This is a genomic window from Pseudomonas entomophila, from assembly GCF_018417595.1.
Lineage (GTDB): Bacteria > Pseudomonadota > Gammaproteobacteria > Pseudomonadales > Pseudomonadaceae > Aquipseudomonas > Aquipseudomonas entomophila_C.
Window position 1 is genome coordinate 3,612,595 of the sequence record NZ_CP070982.1, and the last position, 17,106, is coordinate 3,629,700.

The window sequence follows — 17,106 nt, forward strand, 5'->3', positions numbered from 1 at the left end:
GACCTGAGTCACCGAATAGCAACTTTCAATCCCTGGCTTTTCCTTGTGACTCGGGAGGAGCGTAAACAGCCAACGCCGCGCCAATAAGTAGCGTTACCGTAACTAACGACGAACTTTCGATTACCCCCGCAAGCACGCCCGTTCCTGTTGCGGGGTATTCAGAAATGCCTGCAATGCCTGGCAGATCGAAGAGGCCAGGGCTTCCTGGTGGGTGATTTCCAGGTAAGCCTCGCCATTGAACTGCTCCGACCAGGTCACGCAGCCGGTGGCCGTCTCGATCAAGCGAACGCTGGTGCGGATGCGCTGCGTATCGACATGCACGCTGCCCTCCAGGCGATGCCCGCCGGCCACCGGTTGCGGTGCCATGCCAACGGGCTCGACGATGATTCGCCGGCCCAGGTTCTTGTACAGCAGATGCGTCAGTTCCTCATGCAACCCCTGGGCGAAACACTCCCACTCGGCGGCCTGCGCCACGCACCGGAACGGGCAGATGGAAAAGGCGCTGCCCTGCTGAAACCCGCAGGTGGCCGGGCGCAGCCGCCGAAATTCAGGCATGTAGCAGCCCAGTGGCACGACAATCTCGAGCGAGGCAGTATTGTCGCCAACGGCGTAGTAGTGCTTGAGCTTGGCCCGCAGGCGCCCGACCTGGGCACGGACCACCGGGTCTTCTCCCGGGCTGTAGTAACGGGGATCGCGGTCGAACACCCCGATACCGATCGCATATTCGCTGGTGTCGCGGGCGCACGCCTTGAGCGCCTGCTCCACCAGGTAATCCAGCAGTCGGCTCATGCGCGGCGACTTCCTGAATGTAGCACTCGCCAACAGCGCCTCCTTCGCGGACCTGACTTCCTCCTCCGTCACCAGGTCCTAGCCCACCCGTTTGCCCTGCGCTTCAGCCATGGCATGAATTTCCTCTGCATCCTTACATGGAAAATATGCATGTATGCCGAGCGGCTTGGTTCGATACATCTCTGGGCAGCACTGCACTCGCCACACCGCATTGTCTGGAAACACCGCCCCTGTTTCTTAGTTGGACAAGTTTCGGCGGCCCCGCAAGTTTCACAACTTCCAGCGGTGCCTGACAGCCTAACGGCGCGCGCAGTAGCCTATAAGTATCGTTACCGTAGCGTGGAAGTTGCCTGGCCTTGCATCGGGTGATCACGGTGTTTTTATCCTGGGTGGTGTGGTGGCCCTACCACCACCCTGTGTATGCTGTTCCCCGCGCGGCGAACGGAATCCCGGGCTGGCCTGCAGGAGCGCTCAAGCCACCCCACGCGATCGGGCCATGATCGAGCACTTTGTGACGGACGCCCCGCCCTATGCCCGTTGACTTGCAAGCGCTCTACCCCAAGCTGATCCACCTGATGCTCGACACCGTGTTCGTGGTCGACCGGGACGACACCATCGTGTTCGTCAGCAATGCCTGCGAGGCGCTGCTCGGTTACCGCGCCGACGAGCTGGCCGGCACCCTGATCACCCGCTACATGCACCCCGACGACCTGGAAGCCACCCGTGCCTCGATCGTCAAGGTCATGGGCGGCACGCCCCACTTCGATTTCCGCAACCGCTACGTGCGCAAGGATGGCGGTATCGTGCACATCCTCTGGGCGGCGTTCTGGTCCGACGAAGTGGGGGCGCGCATCGGTGTCGCGCGCAACATCACCGCCCTCGCCCAGGCCGAGCACGAACTGCGCTTTCTCGCCCACCACGACCCGTTGACCCACCTCACCAACCGCTCGCTGTTCAATGACCGGCTGGCTTCGGCCCTGCGTTCGGCGCAGCGTCACCAGCGCCGGCTGGCGCTGCTGTTCCTCGATATCAACGATTTCAAGGGCATCAATGACGGCCATGGCCACGCGGCCGGCGACCGCGTGCTGTGCACCATCGCGCGGCGCTTGCAGGCCTGCGTGCGTGAAGCGGACACGGTAGCGCGCATGGGCGGTGACGAGTTCATCGTGCTGCTGACGGACATTCCGTCGGATGCCGCCGTGCACGAGAAAGTGGAGCAGATTGCCGCGGCCATGGCCGAACCGCTGAGCACGGAGTTCGATGCGCTGCGGATGCCGTCCTGCAGCATCGGCCTGGCCTTCTACCCCGAGAATGGCGAGGATGCCGACACCCTGCTCAGCCACGCGGACGGCGACATGTACCGCAAGAAACGCCACCGCGCCCGGGTGGGCTGAGCCTGGCGGATCACCAGCGCAACAGGCGTGGCCCCAACGCTGCGCCAAGCACCGTGGGCACCAGCATCCCCAGCAGGTACCAGAGCCCCCAGAACGGCATGCCCATCTCCGGGCAATGCAGGCAGTACACCAGTGTCGCGGTGGAGCCGGCGAGCAGCCCGCCAGCGGCACCTGCCTGGCGCAAACGGGTCGGCGCCAGGCCACGCAAGGCCCAGAACACGGCGATGAAGACGGGTGTCGAAAGCAAGGTGATATTCAATGCGCAGGTACGCCAGGTGCGGCCAAAGATCAGGTCGGCCCGCGCCTCCGGTGGGGCACCGAACAGGCTGATGGCCGCGCCCAGCCACACCAGCAGCAACGGCACGCCCAGCAGCCCCCACAGCGCGCCGCCCCTGACACCCGGCCGGGCCAGCCGCTGGGTCAGCCACAGGCCCAGCAACGCCAGGCTGGTGGGCAACGCCACCTTGGCCCAGAACAGCGGCGTGCGCGCCACCTCGGCCAGGTCGCTGCGCACCCCATAGAGGGCCACGGTCAGCAGCAACGCGCCCAGCATGCCGGCGAGCAGCGCCAGCCCCAGGCGCCGCGTCAGCGCATGGTGATCTACCGGCCCCTCTGCGGTGGCCAGCAGATCGATCAGATCATCGGTCTTCATCTTTGCCTTTACCTCGAATCAACCTGCCCAAAGCCTTGAGGCCTCGGTGTATGCCCACCTTCACCGCCGAACTGGACAGCCCGGTGATACGCGCGGTCTCCTCCACCGACAAGCCCTCCAGCTTGACGTGCACGATGGGCAGGCGCTGGCGGTCCGGCAACTGCCCGAGCAGCTTGCCCAGGTCGCGGCTGGCCTGGGCGGGTGCTTCGTCACTGGCGGCAAACAGTTCGTTGTCGTCGTCCAGCGCATCGTGCCGCGCCTCGCGACGGGCGTGGCTGCGCAGGTGATCGGCCAGCTTGTAGCGGGCGATCGCCTGCACCCAGGCGGTGAGCGGCTGCTGTGCCTGGTAGGTGTGGCGCGCATTGTGTACCGCCAGCAACACCTCCTGCAGCAGGTCCTCGACCTCTGCCGGGTGCTGGGGCAGGCGCCGCCGCAGAAAACCGCGGACATGGGCGGCCAACGCCGAGAGGAACTGGCGATAGGCGACGGCGTCACCTGCCAGCCCTTGCAGCAACAGGGCCTGCAACTGCGATTCGCGGGTGCTGAGCACGTCCTGTGAGTTAGTTCGTTGCATCGGCCGCCAGGGTTACACCGTCGGTGGGTTTCTTTTCATCCAAGCATTGCCAGCGTGCCGGGTGCAAGTGGCGGATGAACGGTGAAGGCCTCCAGGTGCGCAGCGCAAGGCGAACATCCATGGCCGATCGATCATGGCCAAGGTAGGAGCGGATTCATCCGCGATGCGCCGCGCACGGCGCTCGATCGCGTAGGCGCAGACAATCTCAAGGCAAAAGAAAAATAATTTTCCTGAGCCTGTAACCCGATCCACCCCCACCACGAACTACTCCATGAGCCGCCGGTAAACCGCCTCGGCCACTTCCCCTGGAGAGCACCACCATGAAAACCCTCGCCCTCGCCTCTGCCGCCCTCGCCCTCGCCGCACTGGCCGGCACCGTCATGGCCGACGACACCAAGCCCGCCGGCACCGGCGCCACCATGGAGAAATGCTACGGCGTCGCCATGGCCGGCAAGAACGACTGCAAGGCCGGTGCCGGCACCACCTGCGCCGGCAGCGCCAAGAAAGACTACGACGGCATGCACTGGAAGAACGTCCCCACCGGCACCTGCACGTCGATCAAGACCCCCAACGGTATGGGTTCGCTCACCCCGATCAAGTCCTGAGCGGAGGCCGCCGACCATGAACGGGAGCACGACGATGGGCGCCGGGCTCGGGCTCAAGGCCGAGCACTATGCCCAGGCCTGGGCCTGCCGCGCCGACGGGCTGTGGTTCGAAGTCCATCCGGAAAACTACATGGTCGGCGGCCCACGCCTTGCCTGGCTGCAACGGATGGCCGAGCGCCATCCGCTGTCGCTGCACGGTGTCGCGCTGTCACTGGCGGCGGACGCCGAACCGGATGCCGAGCACCTGCGCCGCCTGCGTCTGCTGGTCGAACAGGTACGCCCGGCACTGGTGTCGGAGCACCTGGCCTGGTCGACCTGGCGTGGCCAGTACCATCCCGACCTGCTGCCCTTCCCTCGCAGCCACGAGGCCCTGGCCCGCATCAGCGACAATATCCAACGCACCCAGGAGGCACTGGCGCGCCCCATTTCCATCGAGAACCCCAGCCACTACCTGCACCTGGACGGTCACGACTGGGACGAGATCGATTTTCTTGGCGAGCTGGCACGCCGCACTGGCTGCGGCCTGCTGCTGGATGTCAACAACGTGCATGTCAGTGCCCACAACCTCGGTTTCAGCGCCCAGGACTACCTCGCCCGCTTCCCGGCCCAGGCCATCACCGAAGTGCACCTGGCCGGCCACAGCCATGACGACCAGGGTGCCCTGTTGATCGACTCCCATGACGCCCGTATCGCCGAGCCGGTGTGGATGTTGTACCGGCAGTTGATCCAGCGGATCGGCCCACGGCCGACCCTGATCGAACGCGATGGCAACATCCCCCCCTTCGACGACTTGCTGGCCGAGCGCGCCATCGCCCAGGCGGCCCTGAACGGAGACCTGCCATGAACCTCAGCCTTGGCCAGTTCCAGACTGCGTTCGTCGACGCCCTGTACCTGCGCCCTGCCCCGGAGTTGGCGGCACTCACCGGGCAGGCGGCGTTCGCGGTGTACCGCAACACCGTGCTGGCCGGCTGCGTCGATGCGCTTCGGGCCAACTTCCCCAGCATCGAGATGCTGGTCGGGGCCGAATGGATGCACGATGCCGCCGTAGCCTACGCCCAGCAGTCGCCCCCCTGCGACCCACGGCTGATCCACTACGGCGCGGCGTTCCCGGCCTTCCTCGATGATTTGCTGGCTTTTCACGGCCTGGCCTACCTGGCGGATGTCGCCCGTCTGGATTTCGCCTGGAACGAAGCGTTCAGCGCGCCCGACGATCCCTGCCTGCAACTGGCCAACCTGGCGGGCATGACTGCCAGTGACCTTGCTCGCAGCCACCTGCGTCCGCGTGCCAGCGTACGCTGGCAGTGGTTCGACGCGCACCCGGCCTACAGCCTCTGGCAGCACGGTCGCGAACATCTGCCATGGCCGCAGGATCACGCCTGGATCGGCGAAGGCGCGCTGTTCAGCGCTGACCGCGAAGGCGTGAGCCACCAGGCCATCAACCTCGGAGGCTGCGCCTTTCTCGATGCCTGTGCCTCTGGCCTGTCGCTGGAACAGGCGTCGCTGCACGCCGAACAGGCCCAACCCGACCTGGACTTCGACGACCTGCTTGGCCGGTTGTTGCAAGCCCAAGTCTTTCGCCCACTCACCTTCGATTGAGGAAGCCGTCATGGACATCACCCACGCCAGCACGTCAGCCCATGGCTTGCGCCACCACTGGAACCGCCTTGCCGACTGGCTGCAACGGCTGTTGAGCGACAGCCTGTTGTGCCTGGTCGCGCGCCTGGGCATCGCCTCGATCTTCTTTCTGTCCGGGCGCACCAAGGTCGAAGGGCTGCTCACCATCACCCCCGGTACTTATGAGTTGTTCCAGAGCGACTATGCCCTGCCGCTGGTGTCGCCCTGGCTGGCGGCTCACCTGGCGACCTATGCCGAGCACCTGTTCCCGCTATTGCTGGTGCTGGGCCTGTTCACTCGGCTGTCGGCACTGGCCTTGCTGGGGATGACCACGGTGATCGAGATATTCGTCTACCCCGATGCCTGGCCCACCCACCTGTCCTGGGCCGGCCTGCTCCTGCTGCTGGTTGCCCGGGGTGGCGGGAGATGGTCGCTGGATCGGGTGTTGCGCTTGCGCTGACACCCGCCATCTTCGTGCCGCAGCTACTGATGGAGGTGCTCCAGATGCGAGGAGACCTCCATTGCGTCGTGAAGGATACGGACGATCTCGATGACCTCGCCCGCTGCGGCGCGATAGAAAACGATATGCCGCGGCCTGACAACCCTCTGCGATGTAACCTCCAGCCTGCAGAAGAACAGGTGCAGGCTCCTGAGCCCTGGCGACAGCTCATCACGCGCCGGACTGCCAACATGTGCAGGCTCACACGCTATGGCACGAAACGCTGCCTGAAGGAGGTCCTGATAGCGAACCCTGGCAGCCGCGCCGAATTTCACTTGCGTATAACGCAGGATATCCACGATATCGGTGCGGGCGTGATACGAGATGCGTACCACCGGCCTCTTCACGCCTTCGCGCTCGCCAGGCGGCCCAGGTCGTCGAGGTAGGCCTCGAGGTCTGCCGGATCGACCTCGTCATACTCACCAGATTCAAATTGCATGATCCCGGCGGAAGTGGCCGTGCGCAGTGCTTCAAGCTTGGCCGATTCTGCAGCCTCATGGGCCAGGAGCATGCGCAGGCCTGCACGCACGACTTCGCTGAAGTTCTGATATCGACCCGCTTTCACGAGATCATCGATGGACTGCTCGAGCGGGTTGGGGACGATCACGTTATGGGTAGCCATGGGGAATCCTCAGGCGTGGGCCGATATGGCGCTTTATGCCATACCCTCGGATAAAACGCCAAGCACGCGGCCTCCGGCAAGACCAGCGGGAAAGCGCTGATCCATTTGTCCGAAGCACATCCGGATGGCCGCCAGTCGCCTGACTGACACAAATATTTTCACGATATTGATTTGTGAAATTTTTCATGTCATTTTCTGACTCACCTGATCCATCGCCCGTAACGGGCCACGGCAGGCACCGCCCCACCCACCGGAGTCAAGAATATGAACAAGACCGGACTTCTCGGCGCATTGGCACTCTGTGCCTGCAGCGCACTCACCCAAGCCGACGAAGGCAGCCTGCGCATCGGCATCGAAGCCGCCTACCCACCGTTCTCCTACCGCACCCCCGAAGGTGAGCTGGCCGGCTTCGACTACGACATCGGCAACGCCCTGTGCGCGCAGATGCAGGTGAAATGCCAGTGGGTCATCCAGGAGTTCGACGGGATGATTCCGTCATTGAAGGTGCGCAAGATCGACGCTGTGCTGTCGTCCATGTCGATCACCGAAGACCGCCTGAAATCGGTCGATTTCACCGACAAGTACTACCACACCCCCGGCAAGTTCGCGATGAAGGCCGGCAGCACCGTCAACGACCCGGTCACCGACCTCAAGGGCCGCAAGGTCGGCGTGCAACGCGCCTCCACCTACGACCGCTACGCCACCGAGCAACTGGAGCCCGCCGGCGTCGAAGTGGTGCGCTACGCCTCGCAGAACGAAGCCTTCCTGGACCTGGTGGCCGGGCGCCTGGACGCCACCCTCGCCGACATCGTCAACACCACGGAGAGCTTCATCAAGACCCCGGCGGGCCAAGGCTTCGCCCTGGTCGGCCCGGACATCAGCGACCCGCAGTACTTCGGCCGCGGCGCCGGCATCGCCGTGCGCAAGGGCGACAGCGCCAACCTGGCCCGGCTCAACGCCGCCATCGCCGCCATCCGCGCCAACGGCACCTACCAGAAAGTGCAGAGCAAGTACTTCCCGTTCGACATCTACGGCCAATAACCCCGCCCGACGAGGACTTCCATCATGCTTCACGGCTATGCCTCGAGCATTCTCGACGGCGCGTGGCTGAGCGTCAGCCTGGCCCTGCTGGCGATGGCCCTGGCCATCACCCTGGGGCTGATCGGCGCGGCCTGCCGCCTGTCACCGCTGAAATGGCTGGCGACCCTGGGCGATGTCTACACCACGGTGGTGCGCGGTATTCCCGACCTGGTGCTGATCCTGCTGGTGTTCTACGGCGGCCAGGACCTGGTCAACCGGATCGCCCTGGCGCTGGGCTACGAGCAGTACATCGACATCAACCCGTTCATCGCCGGGGTCTGCACCATGGGCTTCATCTTCGGCGCGTACCTGTCGGAAACCTTTCGCGGCGCCTTCCTGGCCATCCCCCGCGGCCAGGCCGAAGCGGGCGCGGCCTATGGCATGAGCGGCCTGCAGGTGTTCTGGCGGATCAGCGTGCCGCAGATGGTGCGCCTGGCCCTGCCGGGCTTCACCAACAACTGGCTGGTGCTGACCAAGTCCACCGCGCTGATTTCGGTGATCGGCCTGCAGGACATGATGTTCAAGGCCAAGAACGCCGCCGACGCCACCCACCAACCCTTCACCTTCTTCCTCGCCGTGGCCGGGCTGTACCTGCTGCTGACCAGCGTGTCACTGGTGCTGTTGCGCGGTGTGGAGAAGCGCTATTCGGTCGGCTTCAAAGCCGCCGAGCTGTGAGAGGACACCCTCGATGATGCTCGACTATCCATTGATCTGGCAGAACCTGCCGCTGTACCTGGGTGGCATCGCGCTGACCCTGAAAGTACTGCTGATCTCCCTGGCCTGCGGCCTGGCTTTGGCGATCCCGCTGGCACTGATGCGCGTCTCGCGCTCCTGCCTGCTGCGCGCGCCGGCCTGGCTCTACACCTATGTGATCCGCGGCACGCCGATGCTGGTGCAGCTGTTCCTGATCTACTACGGCCTGGCGCAGTTCGAGGCGGTGCGCCAGAGCCCGCTGTGGCCGTACCTGTCCAGCGCCACCTTCTGCACCTGCCTGGCGTTCGCCATCAACACCAGCGCCTACAGCACAGAGCTGCTGGCCGGCAGCCTCAGGGCCACGCCCCGGGGCGAGCTGGAGGCCGCCCGCGCGATGGGCATGTCGCGCCTGACCCTGTACCGCCGCATCCTGCTGCCATCGGCCCTGCGCCGGGCGCTGCCGCAGTACAGCAACGAGGTGCTGATGATGCTGCAGACCACCAGCCTGGCCTCGATCGTCACCCTGGTCGACATCACCGGCGCGGCCAAGACCTTCAACGCCCGCTACTACCTGCCCTTCGAAGCGTTCATCACCGCCGGGCTGATCTACCTGGTCCTGACTTTCATGCTGGTGCGCCTGTTCAAGCTGGCCGAACGTCGCTGGCTGGCCTACCTGGCCCCGCGCAAGCACTAAGGAGCTTCCCATGCAGCACATTGACCACACTCTGCCCTGGAGCACCTGCGGCACCCAGCGCAGCCTGCGCGTGTTGCGCTTCGGCAACGGCCCGCGCAAGGCCTATATCCAGGCCTCGCTGCATGCCGACGAGCTGCCGGGCATGCGCGTGGCGGTCGAGCTCAAGCGCCGGCTGCTCGAGCTCGAAGCCCAGGGCCGGCTGAGCGGCGTGATCGAGTTGGTGCCACTGGCCAACCCGATCGGCATCGGCCAGATGTTCCAGGCCACCCACCAAGGCCGTTTCGAGTTCGACAGCGGCAAGAATTTCAACCGCGATTTCCCGGCATTGACCGAAGCGTTGGCGGCGCACCTGCAGGGCCGGCTGGGTGGCGATGGCGACGCCAACGTGGCGACTATCCGCCAGGCCATGCTCGACCTGCTCGCCGACTTGCCACCGGCCAGGTCCGAGCTCGACGGCCTGCGCCGCCTGCTGCTGCAACACGCCTGCGACGCCGACCTGGTGCTGGACCTGCACTGCGATTTCGAGTCAGTGATGCTGCTCTACGCCATGCCCCAGCACTGGCCGCAGTTGCGCTCGCTGGCCGCGCGCCTGGGCGCCGAAACGGCGCTGCTGGCCGAAGGCGCCGGGGGCGACGCGTTCGATGAAGCCTGCGCGGCGCCCTGGTTGCGCCTGCGCGAGTACTTCCCCGAAGCCGACATCCCCCTGGCCTGCGTGGCCACCACCATCGAACTGCGCGGCATGGCCGACACCGGGCGCGAACAGTGCCAGGCCAGCGCCGAGCAGATTCTCGGCTACCTCGCCGACCAGGGCCTGATCGACGGTCCGTGGCCCGCCGCGCCCGATCACCACTGCCCGGCCACGCCGTTCGCCGGCGCCCAGTACGCCTACGCCGAGCACCCAGGCGTGGTCAGTTTCCTGCAACCGCTGGGGGCCAAGGTGCGGGTCGGCGATCCGCTGTTCGAAGTGATCGATCCGCTCAGCGACCGCCACAGCGTGGTCCGCGCCAGCACCGACGGCATTCTCTACGCCCGCGAACGCCTGCGTTTCGCCCAGCCCGGCCTGTGGCTGGCCAAGGTCGCCGGCAGCACACCCATCCGCCAGGGTCGCTTGCTCAGCGACTGACACCACGGGGAATCGACACATGAACAAACTGGACATCCAGCAACTGCATAAAAGCTACGGCGACCACCAGGTGCTGCGCGGCGTCTCCCTGCAGGCCAACGCCGGCGATGTGATCAGCATCATCGGCTCCAGCGGCTCGGGCAAGAGCACTTTCCTGCGCTGCATCAACCTGCTCGAACAACCCAACGCCGGGCAGATCCTGGTCAACGGCGAGCAGCTGAAACTGCGCAATTGCCCGCGTGGCGGGCTGCGCGCCGCCGACCCGCGCCAGTTGCAACGGCTGCGTTCGCGGCTGAGCATGGTCTTCCAGCATTTCAACCTGTGGTCGCACATGAGCGCGCTGGAGAACGTCATGGAAGCACCGGTACAGGTGCTGGGCGTGGCCCGCAAGGAGGCGCGTGAAAAGGCCGAACACTACCTGCACAAGGTCGGCGTCAGCCACCGGCGCGACGCCTACCCGGCGCACATGTCCGGTGGCGAGCAGCAACGGGTGGCGATCGCCCGGGCGCTGGCCATGGAACCTGAGGTGATGCTGTTCGACGAACCCACCTCGGCGCTCGACCCGGAGCTGGTGGGCGAGGTGTTGAAGGTGATGCAGGACCTGGCTCAGGAGGGCCGGACCATGGTCGTGGTCACCCATGAGATGGGCTTCGCCCGCGAGGTGTCCAACCAGCTGCTGTTCCTGCACAAGGGCCTGGCCGAGGAGTGCGGCGACCCGCGCGAGGTGCTGGCGCGGCCGCAATCCGAGCGCCTGCGCCAGTTCCTCGCCGGCAGCCTCAAGTAACCCCTCACGCTTCCCGGCGCCGCGCCGGGAAGTGCCTTGGGATACACTACGGCCACGCTTACAGGAGCCTCGCCGCGGATGACCAGCCACTCGAAGAACACCACCGTCTATGCCTCGCCGGTCCTGCGCAAGCTGTCGCAGGGCCTGGCCGAACTACCGCCGTCGCTGCGCAAGGTCGCCGACTACATCCTGCGCCACCCACTGAAGGCTGCGACCCTGACCATCGAGGAAATGGCCCAGGCCACCGCCACCTCGCCGGCGGCGGTCAATCGCCTGGCCAAGGCCCTCGACCTGGGGGGCTACAGCGGCATGAAGAGCGAACTGGTCACGACCCTGCAGCAGATGGTCTCGCCGGTGGACAAGCTGCGCAACGAACTGGCCCAGCGCCCGGGTGGCGACTTTGGCCTGCACGAGCAGATCCAGAGCGCCACCAGCAACCTGGCGACCACTGCCAGCAACAACCAGGCCGAGGCCTTCGAGGCCTTCATCAGCAGCCTGGTCGGCGCGCGCAAGGTGTATGTGCTCGGTTTCGGCAACAGCGTATACCTGGCCGGGCTGGCGGCCTCGACCCTGGTGCCGTTCTGCCAGGATGCCTGCGCCATCAGCATGGAAGGCGGCAACGAGAACGCCGCCTACCGCCTGGCCGCGATCACCGAGCAGGATGTGCTGCTGGCGATCTCCCTGCCCCGCTACTCCCAGGACACCCTGCAACTCTCGCGCTTCGCCCATGAGCGCAACGCCACCGTGCTGGCGATCACCGACTCGCCCGCCTCGCCGCTGGCGCCGATCGCCCGCCATGTGCTGTATGCGCCCGCCGATCATCCGGTGCTGACCAGCTCCAACATCGCCGTGCTGGCGCTGATCGAAGGATTGGTGGCCGGCGTCATGGCGCGTAACAAGGAAGCGGTGAAACTGGCGACCGAGTTGACCGAAAGCGTGATGTCGTACCTGCATGTGCCGGGGGGCAAGGCGACCAAGCGGTAGCCTCGCTGGCTCCTGCCGGGGTCTATGCTGTTGCCTGGAGTCTGCCACCCTCAAGGAGCTGCACATGCCTCTCGTACGCATCGACATCCGCCGCCACCCCGACCGCACGCACCTGCAAAAGCTGGGGCAGGTAGTGTTCGCGGCCATGAAACGCACGATCAATGTGCCGGAGCACGACAACTTCCAGGTGCTCACCGAGCACGACGACGACCGCCTGGTGAACGACCGCGAATACCTGGGCATCCCGCGCACGGATGGCCAGGTGTTCATCCAGCTCACCATCAGTGAGGGGCGGACGATCGAGCAGAAGAAATCCCTCTTCCAGGCCATCGCCGAAGGGTTGAAAGCAGAGGCGGACGTGCGCCCGGAGGATGTGTTCATCAACCTGGTGGAAGTGCGCAAGGAGAACTGGTCGTTCGGCAACGGCATTGCCCAGTACGCGGTATAGGCGATGGTTTTTCTACTGGCATGGGTTCCTTTACCCAAGCATCGAGGCTAGTCTCGGCACACACGCTCCCGCCGATAGAACAGCCATCGCCATGCCCGCCGGTTTCCCATCATTGCCGTCACTCAACGCCCTGCGCATGTTCGAGGTGGTGGCCCGGCACCTGAACTTCCGCCTCGCCGCCGAGGAACTGGGGCTGACCCAGGCCGCGGTGGCCCAGCAGATCCGCGGGCTGGAGGCCAGCCTCGAGATCCGCCTGTTCGAGCGCCTGCCACGGGGCCTGGGGCTGACCGACGCGGGCCTGGCCTACAGCGCCAGCGTGCGCGACGCCCTGGCGATGATCGACGAGGCCACCCGCCTGCTCAAGCCAGCGCCGGCCCACCTGACGGTCAGCGTCACCCCCACCTTCGCTTCGAAATGGCTGATCCCCCGGCTGGGGGCGTTCGCCGAGGACAACCCGCAGATCGACCTGCGCCTGCTCGCCACCGACCGGCTGTCGCACTTCCACACCGATGGGGTCGACCTTGCCGTGCGCCAGGGCCAGCCGCCCTTCGGCGCCGGGCTGAACGCCGAGCTGCTGCTCGAGCAACGTATCGTCGCAGTGGCCAGCCCGCAGTTGATTGCGGACAAGGGCCTGCCAGACAGTTTCGAGGCCCTGCAAAACTTCGTCTGGCTGCATGACGCCCACGGTTTCTGGCCCCAGTTCACCGCCACCCTCTACCCCGGGCACGCCCCGGCCAGCGCCAGGCACATGCGCTTCAACCAGACCGCCCTGGCCATCGAGGCTGCCGTCAACGGCCAGGGCATCTGCCTGGCCAGCCATGCCTTCGTCGCGGCCGACCTCGCCGCAGGCAGGCTGGTGCAGGTTTTCCCCCAACGGTTGCGCCTGGACAAGGCGTTCTACCTGGTGTGGCCACGCAAGCCCCGACAGCCGGCGACCTTGCAGCGGGTCAAGGCCTGGCTGCTGCAACAGGTAGCCGATAGCTGAGCTACTGGCTCCGCAAAGCTCGGCTGCCTCCCTCGCCCCACGTTGTGCTGCTAGGGTTACAGCCTCAGTCAAGGCATTTACCTGGAGGCAGCATGTCAGTCGAAAAAGTAGCGATCATCACCGCCGGTGGCAGCGGCATGGGAGCGGCCGCGGCGCGGCGCCTGGCCGCCGACGGCTACAAGGTCGGGATCCTCTCGTCGTCGGGCAAGGGCGAGGCCCTGGCCGATGAACTGGGCGGCGTGGGCGTCACCGGCAGCAACCAGTCGGTGGAAGACCTGCAGCGCCTGGTCGATACGGTCATGGCCAAGTGGGGGCGCATCGATGTGCTGGTCAACAGCGCCGGCCACGGCCCGCGCGCGCCGATCCTCGAGATCAGCGACGAGGACTGGCACAAGGGCATGGACACCTACCTGCTCAACGTCATCCGCCCGGCCCGCCTGGTGACGCCGATCATGCAGCGACAGAAGGCCGGGGTGATCATCAACATCTCCACCGCCTGGGCCTTCGAACCCAGCGCCCTGTTCCCCACCTCCGCGGTGTTCCGTTCGGGGCTGGCGGCGTTCACCAAGATCTTCGCCGACGAGTTCGCCGGCGACAACGTGCGCATCAACAACGTCCTGCCCGGCTGGATCGACAGCCTGCCGGCCACCGAGCAGCGCCGCGACAGCGTGCCGCTCAAGCGCTACGGCACCAGCGAGGAGATCGCCGCCACCATCGCCTTCCTGGCCAGCAACGGCGCCGCCTACATCACCGGGCAGAACATCAAGGTCGATGGTGGGCTGACGCGCAGCGTGTGAGTGGATGGCGGGTCAGTTCTTTTCGCTGCCCTCGCCAGGGTCCCGGGCAGGTGCACGTTGAGGCTTTCGCCCCAGGGCCGGGTATAGGGGAACTGCGACAGCACGAAGCTCAGCCACTGCAGGCGACTCATCGCAAGCTCCCAGGCCTCCATGTGCAACCTTGTAGTGATAGCACAGCCTCGGCGATAGCCTTGCAGCGTTCTCAAGATCGAGCGCCGCCCACGCGGCGCATCGCGGATGAATCCGCTCCTACAAAACGTGCCACACCTGTGAGGCCATGGCAGGTTGAAACGAAGCGCCGCACGGGCGGCGCTCGATCTCATGGACGCCATATCTCTCCCCACAAACCCCCTCGTTTCCTGCTTTACCTGTCTATAACTTCATAGTTTAAGGTCACCACCCACTGCATGAGGTGAAGGCCGATGTACCGCATTTCCGAACTGGCGACCCTGGTAGGCCTGAGCCGCTCCACATTGCTCTACTACGAAAAAATCGGGCTCATGAAATCCCGGCGCGAGGCCAACGGCTACCGCCATTACAACGATGCAGACCTGCAGCAACTCCGGTTGTTGCAGCAGTTGCAGGCCGGTGGCCTGACCCTGAAGGAATGCCAGGCCTGCCTTGAGGCGCGCATCGACAGGCCCGCCCTGCTCGCCCGCCTGCGCACGCTGGACGAAGAGATCGCCGCCCGCCAGCAATCGCGGGATCTGCTGGCCGCGATGCTGGGCCTTGCGTCCATGCGCCCCTGGCACCAGGCCCTCGAACACCAGGCGCCGGGCGCCCACCTGGCCTGGCTGCGCAAGCAGGGCTTCAACGAAAAACAGGCCCTGCGCCTGAAATGGCTATCCAGAGACATGAACGAACACGAACGCTACATGGCCGACTTCGAGCACCTGCTCGAAGGTCTTCAACGCCTCGGGCCCGGCTCGCCCGAAGACACCCTGGCAGCCTTGCAGGCCCTGCCTTTCGCGCCACACACGGTGCTGGAAATCGGCTGCGGCCGAGGCGCCACCACCACACTGCTGGCAGCACACATTCATGCCTCCATCACTGCGCTGGACAATGATGAACACAACCTCGGCCATCTGGGCGACGCGCTCGCGGCCGAGGGGCTGCAAGACCGCGTTCGCCGGGTGTGCGCGAGCATGACCGAACTGCCGTTCGCGCCCGGGCAGTTCGACACGATCTGGGCCGAGGGTTGCGCCTACATCATGGGCTTCGCCCAGGCCCTGAAGTACTGGCAAGCGTTCCTCGCGCCACAGGGCGTGCTGGTGGTCAGCGACCTGGTCCGCGTCGCCGATGTGTTGTCCGAGGAGGCCGGCGCATTCTGGCAGGCCAACTACCCCGACCTGCAAAACGTGGCATCACGCCTGACCGCCATCGGCAAACTGGGCTACCGGGTACTGCACCACTTCCCCTTGAGCCAGCAGGCCTGGGACAACTACCTCGGTCCGCTGCGGCAACGCCTGGCCACGCTGGATAGCACGGCCTTCGCCTCCCAGGCGTTGGCCGACATCACCCGCGAACTGGAGATCCACGCGCGCCACCTCGGCGAGTACGGCTATCACCTGTTCATCCTGCAAAAACAACCCTGAGAACCCTCGAAAGCGATTGGATATGAACATCACGCTGCGCAACGAACGACCTGAAGACATCCGCAACATCAACCGCCTGACCGAGGCGGCCTTCGCCAACGCCGAACACGCCAGCCATACCGAGCACGTCATCGTCGACGCCCTGCGCCGGGTGGGGCAACTCAGCGTGTCGCTGGTGGCCGTCGAGGGCGACACCCTGGTTGGCCATGTCGCACTCTCCCCGGTGACCCTGTCATCAGGCGTACGCGGCTGGTTCGGCCTGGGGCCGATCTCGGTGCTGCCGGCCCGCCAGGGTCAAGGCATCGGGTCGCTGCTGATGAAAGCCGCATTGGCCGAGTTGCAGCGCATGGGCGGCGTAGGTTGCGTGGTGCTGGGCGACCCGGCGTACTACGGCAGGTTCGGCTTCAAGCCCCAACCGGGGCTGACGCTGCCGGGCGTCCCTGCCGAGTACTTCCAGGCCCTGGCCTTCGACGGCGCAGTGGCGCAAGGCACAGTGCAGTATCACGACGCCTTCTCCGCCACCGAGTAACCCTCGCCAATGCAAAAGGGCCGCAAAGCGGCCCTTTTTCACATCATTTGGTCAGCTCAAGGGCAGACACAGGTCGACGGCCCGAACACCGGCCCCGCGCACGGGTCCTTGGATGGCCCGAACACCGGGCAGGACGCCTGGGCGGTCAGCGAGACACCACACGTCAACAACACTGCCAGCATCACTTTTTTCATTGATAACCTCCTTGTCTTAAGAAAAACGGGGATCAACGCTCGCACACGCAAACCGTTGGCCCAAGCACCGCGCCCGAGCAAGGGTCTTCCCAAGGCCCCAGCACAGCACAGTCCGCCTGCGCATTCAGCGAGAACATCCACAGCAGCGCCGACGCTGCCAGCAGTTTTCTTTTCACCTTGACCTCCTTGGTCGAAACATCGACAACGATCCGTGTTACGCACGGTGACGTGGCCGTCAGCATGTGACCTTGGGGTCGGCCTGGCAAGCGTGGCGCAGTGTCGCGCTCATTTGGATGGTTTTGATCGCGTGATGGCGAGCAGGTGCTTGGCGGCTTTGCAATGCACTGGGGATCGAGCGCCGCCTACGCGGCGCATCGCGGATAAATCCGCTCCTACAGGGCCAGTTAGCCCTGGCGGGTGTAGGAGCGGCTTCAGCCGCGATGCGCCGCGC

The 17,106-nt window shown here is 65.4% G+C and carries 23 protein-coding genes; 16 read left to right on the plus strand and 7 right to left on the minus strand.

Going from position 1 to position 17,106, the window contains the following annotated elements:
- Positions 1-120: 120 nt before the first annotated feature.
- On the minus strand, positions 121-789 hold the full coding sequence (locus JYG34_RS15615; protein WP_249746172.1) for a hypothetical protein: 669 nt from the start codon (positions 787-789) through the stop codon (positions 121-123).
- A 530-nt stretch (positions 790-1,319) separates the two neighbouring features.
- Here JYG34_RS15615 and JYG34_RS15620 point away from each other — a divergent pair.
- Positions 1,320-2,183, plus strand: a complete 864-nt coding sequence (locus JYG34_RS15620; protein ID WP_213657306.1) for a sensor domain-containing diguanylate cyclase — start codon at positions 1,320-1,322, stop codon at positions 2,181-2,183.
- A 10-nt stretch (positions 2,184-2,193) separates the two neighbouring features.
- Here the strand turns inward: JYG34_RS15620 and JYG34_RS15625 are convergent, their stop codons facing one another.
- Positions 2,194-2,835: a DUF1109 domain-containing protein gene (locus JYG34_RS15625; RefSeq protein WP_213657307.1), complete on the minus strand. Its 642-nt coding sequence runs from the start codon at positions 2,833-2,835 to the stop codon at positions 2,194-2,196.
- The gene (locus tag JYG34_RS15630; RefSeq protein ID WP_213657308.1) at positions 2,822-3,409 is read right to left on the minus strand and encodes a sigma-70 family RNA polymerase sigma factor; all 588 of its coding nucleotides are present in this window, start codon (positions 3,407-3,409) and stop codon (positions 2,822-2,824) included. The genes JYG34_RS15625 and JYG34_RS15630 overlap by 14 nt, the downstream gene beginning before the upstream one ends.
- A 320-nt stretch (positions 3,410-3,729) precedes the next feature.
- Here JYG34_RS15630 and JYG34_RS15635 point away from each other — a divergent pair, with 320 nt between their 5' ends.
- The 4 genes from JYG34_RS15635 to JYG34_RS15650 are packed head-to-tail and all read left to right on the plus strand — an operon-like array spanning position 3,730 to position 6,088.
- On the plus strand, positions 3,730-4,014 hold the full coding sequence (locus JYG34_RS15635) for a BufA1 family periplasmic bufferin-type metallophore (RefSeq protein WP_213657309.1): 285 nt from the start codon (positions 3,730-3,732) through the stop codon (positions 4,012-4,014).
- A gap of 16 nt (positions 4,015-4,030) precedes the next feature.
- Complete coding sequence (gene bufB, locus JYG34_RS15640; protein WP_434011123.1) at positions 4,031-4,858, plus strand: MNIO family bufferin maturase; 828 nt, start codon at positions 4,031-4,033, stop codon at positions 4,856-4,858.
- Entirely contained in the window at positions 4,855-5,610 is a 756-nt protein-coding gene (locus tag JYG34_RS15645; protein WP_213657310.1) for an HvfC/BufC N-terminal domain-containing protein, read from the plus strand. Before bufB ends, JYG34_RS15645 begins: the two co-directional genes overlap by 4 nt.
- Before the next feature lie 10 nt (positions 5,611-5,620).
- A complete protein-coding gene (locus JYG34_RS15650) occupies positions 5,621-6,088 on the plus strand; it encodes a DoxX family protein (RefSeq protein ID WP_213657311.1) in 468 nt (155 codons plus the stop codon).
- A gap of 23 nt (positions 6,089-6,111) precedes the next feature.
- Here JYG34_RS15650 and JYG34_RS15655 read toward each other — a convergent pair whose 3' ends face one another.
- A complete protein-coding gene (locus JYG34_RS15655) occupies positions 6,112-6,474 on the minus strand; it encodes a type II toxin-antitoxin system RelE/ParE family toxin (protein WP_249746173.1) in 363 nt (120 codons plus the stop codon).
- On the minus strand, positions 6,471-6,749 hold the full coding sequence (locus JYG34_RS15660) for a type II toxin-antitoxin system ParD family antitoxin (protein ID WP_213657312.1): 279 nt from the start codon (positions 6,747-6,749) through the stop codon (positions 6,471-6,473). Before JYG34_RS15660 ends, JYG34_RS15655 begins: the two co-directional genes overlap by 4 nt.
- Before the next feature lie 264 nt (positions 6,750-7,013).
- Between JYG34_RS15660 and JYG34_RS15665 the strand changes: the two genes are divergently transcribed.
- From JYG34_RS15665 to JYG34_RS15715, 11 genes are all read left to right on the plus strand, one after another.
- Positions 7,014-7,790 carry an ABC transporter substrate-binding protein gene (locus tag JYG34_RS15665; protein WP_213657313.1) on the plus strand — a complete coding sequence of 259 codons (777 nt, stop codon included), beginning with the start codon at positions 7,014-7,016 and terminating at the stop codon, positions 7,788-7,790.
- 24 nt (positions 7,791-7,814) lie between these two features.
- Positions 7,815-8,504 (plus strand): ABC transporter permease, encoded by a 690-nt coding sequence (locus tag JYG34_RS15670; protein ID WP_213657314.1) that lies wholly within the window; start codon positions 7,815-7,817, stop codon positions 8,502-8,504.
- Between the two features lie 13 nt (positions 8,505-8,517).
- A complete protein-coding gene (locus JYG34_RS15675; RefSeq protein WP_213657315.1) occupies positions 8,518-9,216 on the plus strand; it encodes an ABC transporter permease in 699 nt (232 codons plus the stop codon).
- 10 nt (positions 9,217-9,226) lie between these two features.
- Entirely contained in the window at positions 9,227-10,339 is a 1,113-nt protein-coding gene (locus JYG34_RS15680) for a succinylglutamate desuccinylase/aspartoacylase family protein (RefSeq protein ID WP_213657316.1), read from the plus strand.
- A 19-nt stretch (positions 10,340-10,358) separates the two neighbouring features.
- The gene (locus JYG34_RS15685; RefSeq protein WP_213657317.1) at positions 10,359-11,123 is read left to right on the plus strand and encodes an ABC transporter ATP-binding protein; all 765 of its coding nucleotides are present in this window, start codon (positions 10,359-10,361) and stop codon (positions 11,121-11,123) included.
- Between the two features lie 78 nt (positions 11,124-11,201).
- The gene (locus JYG34_RS15690) at positions 11,202-12,107 is read left to right on the plus strand and encodes a MurR/RpiR family transcriptional regulator (protein ID WP_213657318.1); all 906 of its coding nucleotides are present in this window, start codon (positions 11,202-11,204) and stop codon (positions 12,105-12,107) included.
- Between the two features lie 64 nt (positions 12,108-12,171).
- Positions 12,172-12,555 carry a tautomerase family protein gene (locus tag JYG34_RS15695; protein WP_213657319.1) on the plus strand — a complete coding sequence of 128 codons (384 nt, stop codon included), beginning with the start codon at positions 12,172-12,174 and terminating at the stop codon, positions 12,553-12,555.
- A gap of 91 nt (positions 12,556-12,646) precedes the next feature.
- Positions 12,647-13,540 carry a LysR substrate-binding domain-containing protein gene (locus JYG34_RS15700; protein WP_213657320.1) on the plus strand — a complete coding sequence of 298 codons (894 nt, stop codon included), beginning with the start codon at positions 12,647-12,649 and terminating at the stop codon, positions 13,538-13,540.
- A gap of 92 nt (positions 13,541-13,632) precedes the next feature.
- Positions 13,633-14,337, plus strand: a complete 705-nt coding sequence (locus JYG34_RS15705; RefSeq protein ID WP_213657321.1) for an SDR family oxidoreductase — start codon at positions 13,633-13,635, stop codon at positions 14,335-14,337.
- Between the two features lie 422 nt (positions 14,338-14,759).
- Positions 14,760-15,932 (plus strand): MerR family transcriptional regulator, encoded by a 1,173-nt coding sequence (locus tag JYG34_RS15710; protein ID WP_213657322.1) that lies wholly within the window; start codon positions 14,760-14,762, stop codon positions 15,930-15,932.
- A gap of 22 nt (positions 15,933-15,954) precedes the next feature.
- A complete protein-coding gene (locus JYG34_RS15715) occupies positions 15,955-16,461 on the plus strand; it encodes a GNAT family N-acetyltransferase (RefSeq protein WP_213657323.1) in 507 nt (168 codons plus the stop codon).
- Positions 16,462-16,517: 56 nt separating this feature from the next.
- Here JYG34_RS15715 and JYG34_RS15720 read toward each other — a convergent pair whose 3' ends face one another.
- Together JYG34_RS15720 and JYG34_RS15725 are read right to left on the minus strand one after the other, a co-directional pair.
- Entirely contained in the window at positions 16,518-16,655 is a 138-nt protein-coding gene (locus JYG34_RS15720) for a PA0050 family protein (protein ID WP_213657324.1), read from the minus strand.
- Between the two features lie 32 nt (positions 16,656-16,687).
- Positions 16,688-16,831, minus strand: a complete 144-nt coding sequence (locus JYG34_RS15725) for a PA0050 family protein (protein ID WP_086009444.1) — start codon at positions 16,829-16,831, stop codon at positions 16,688-16,690.
- Between the last annotated feature and the right edge of the window lie 275 nt (positions 16,832-17,106).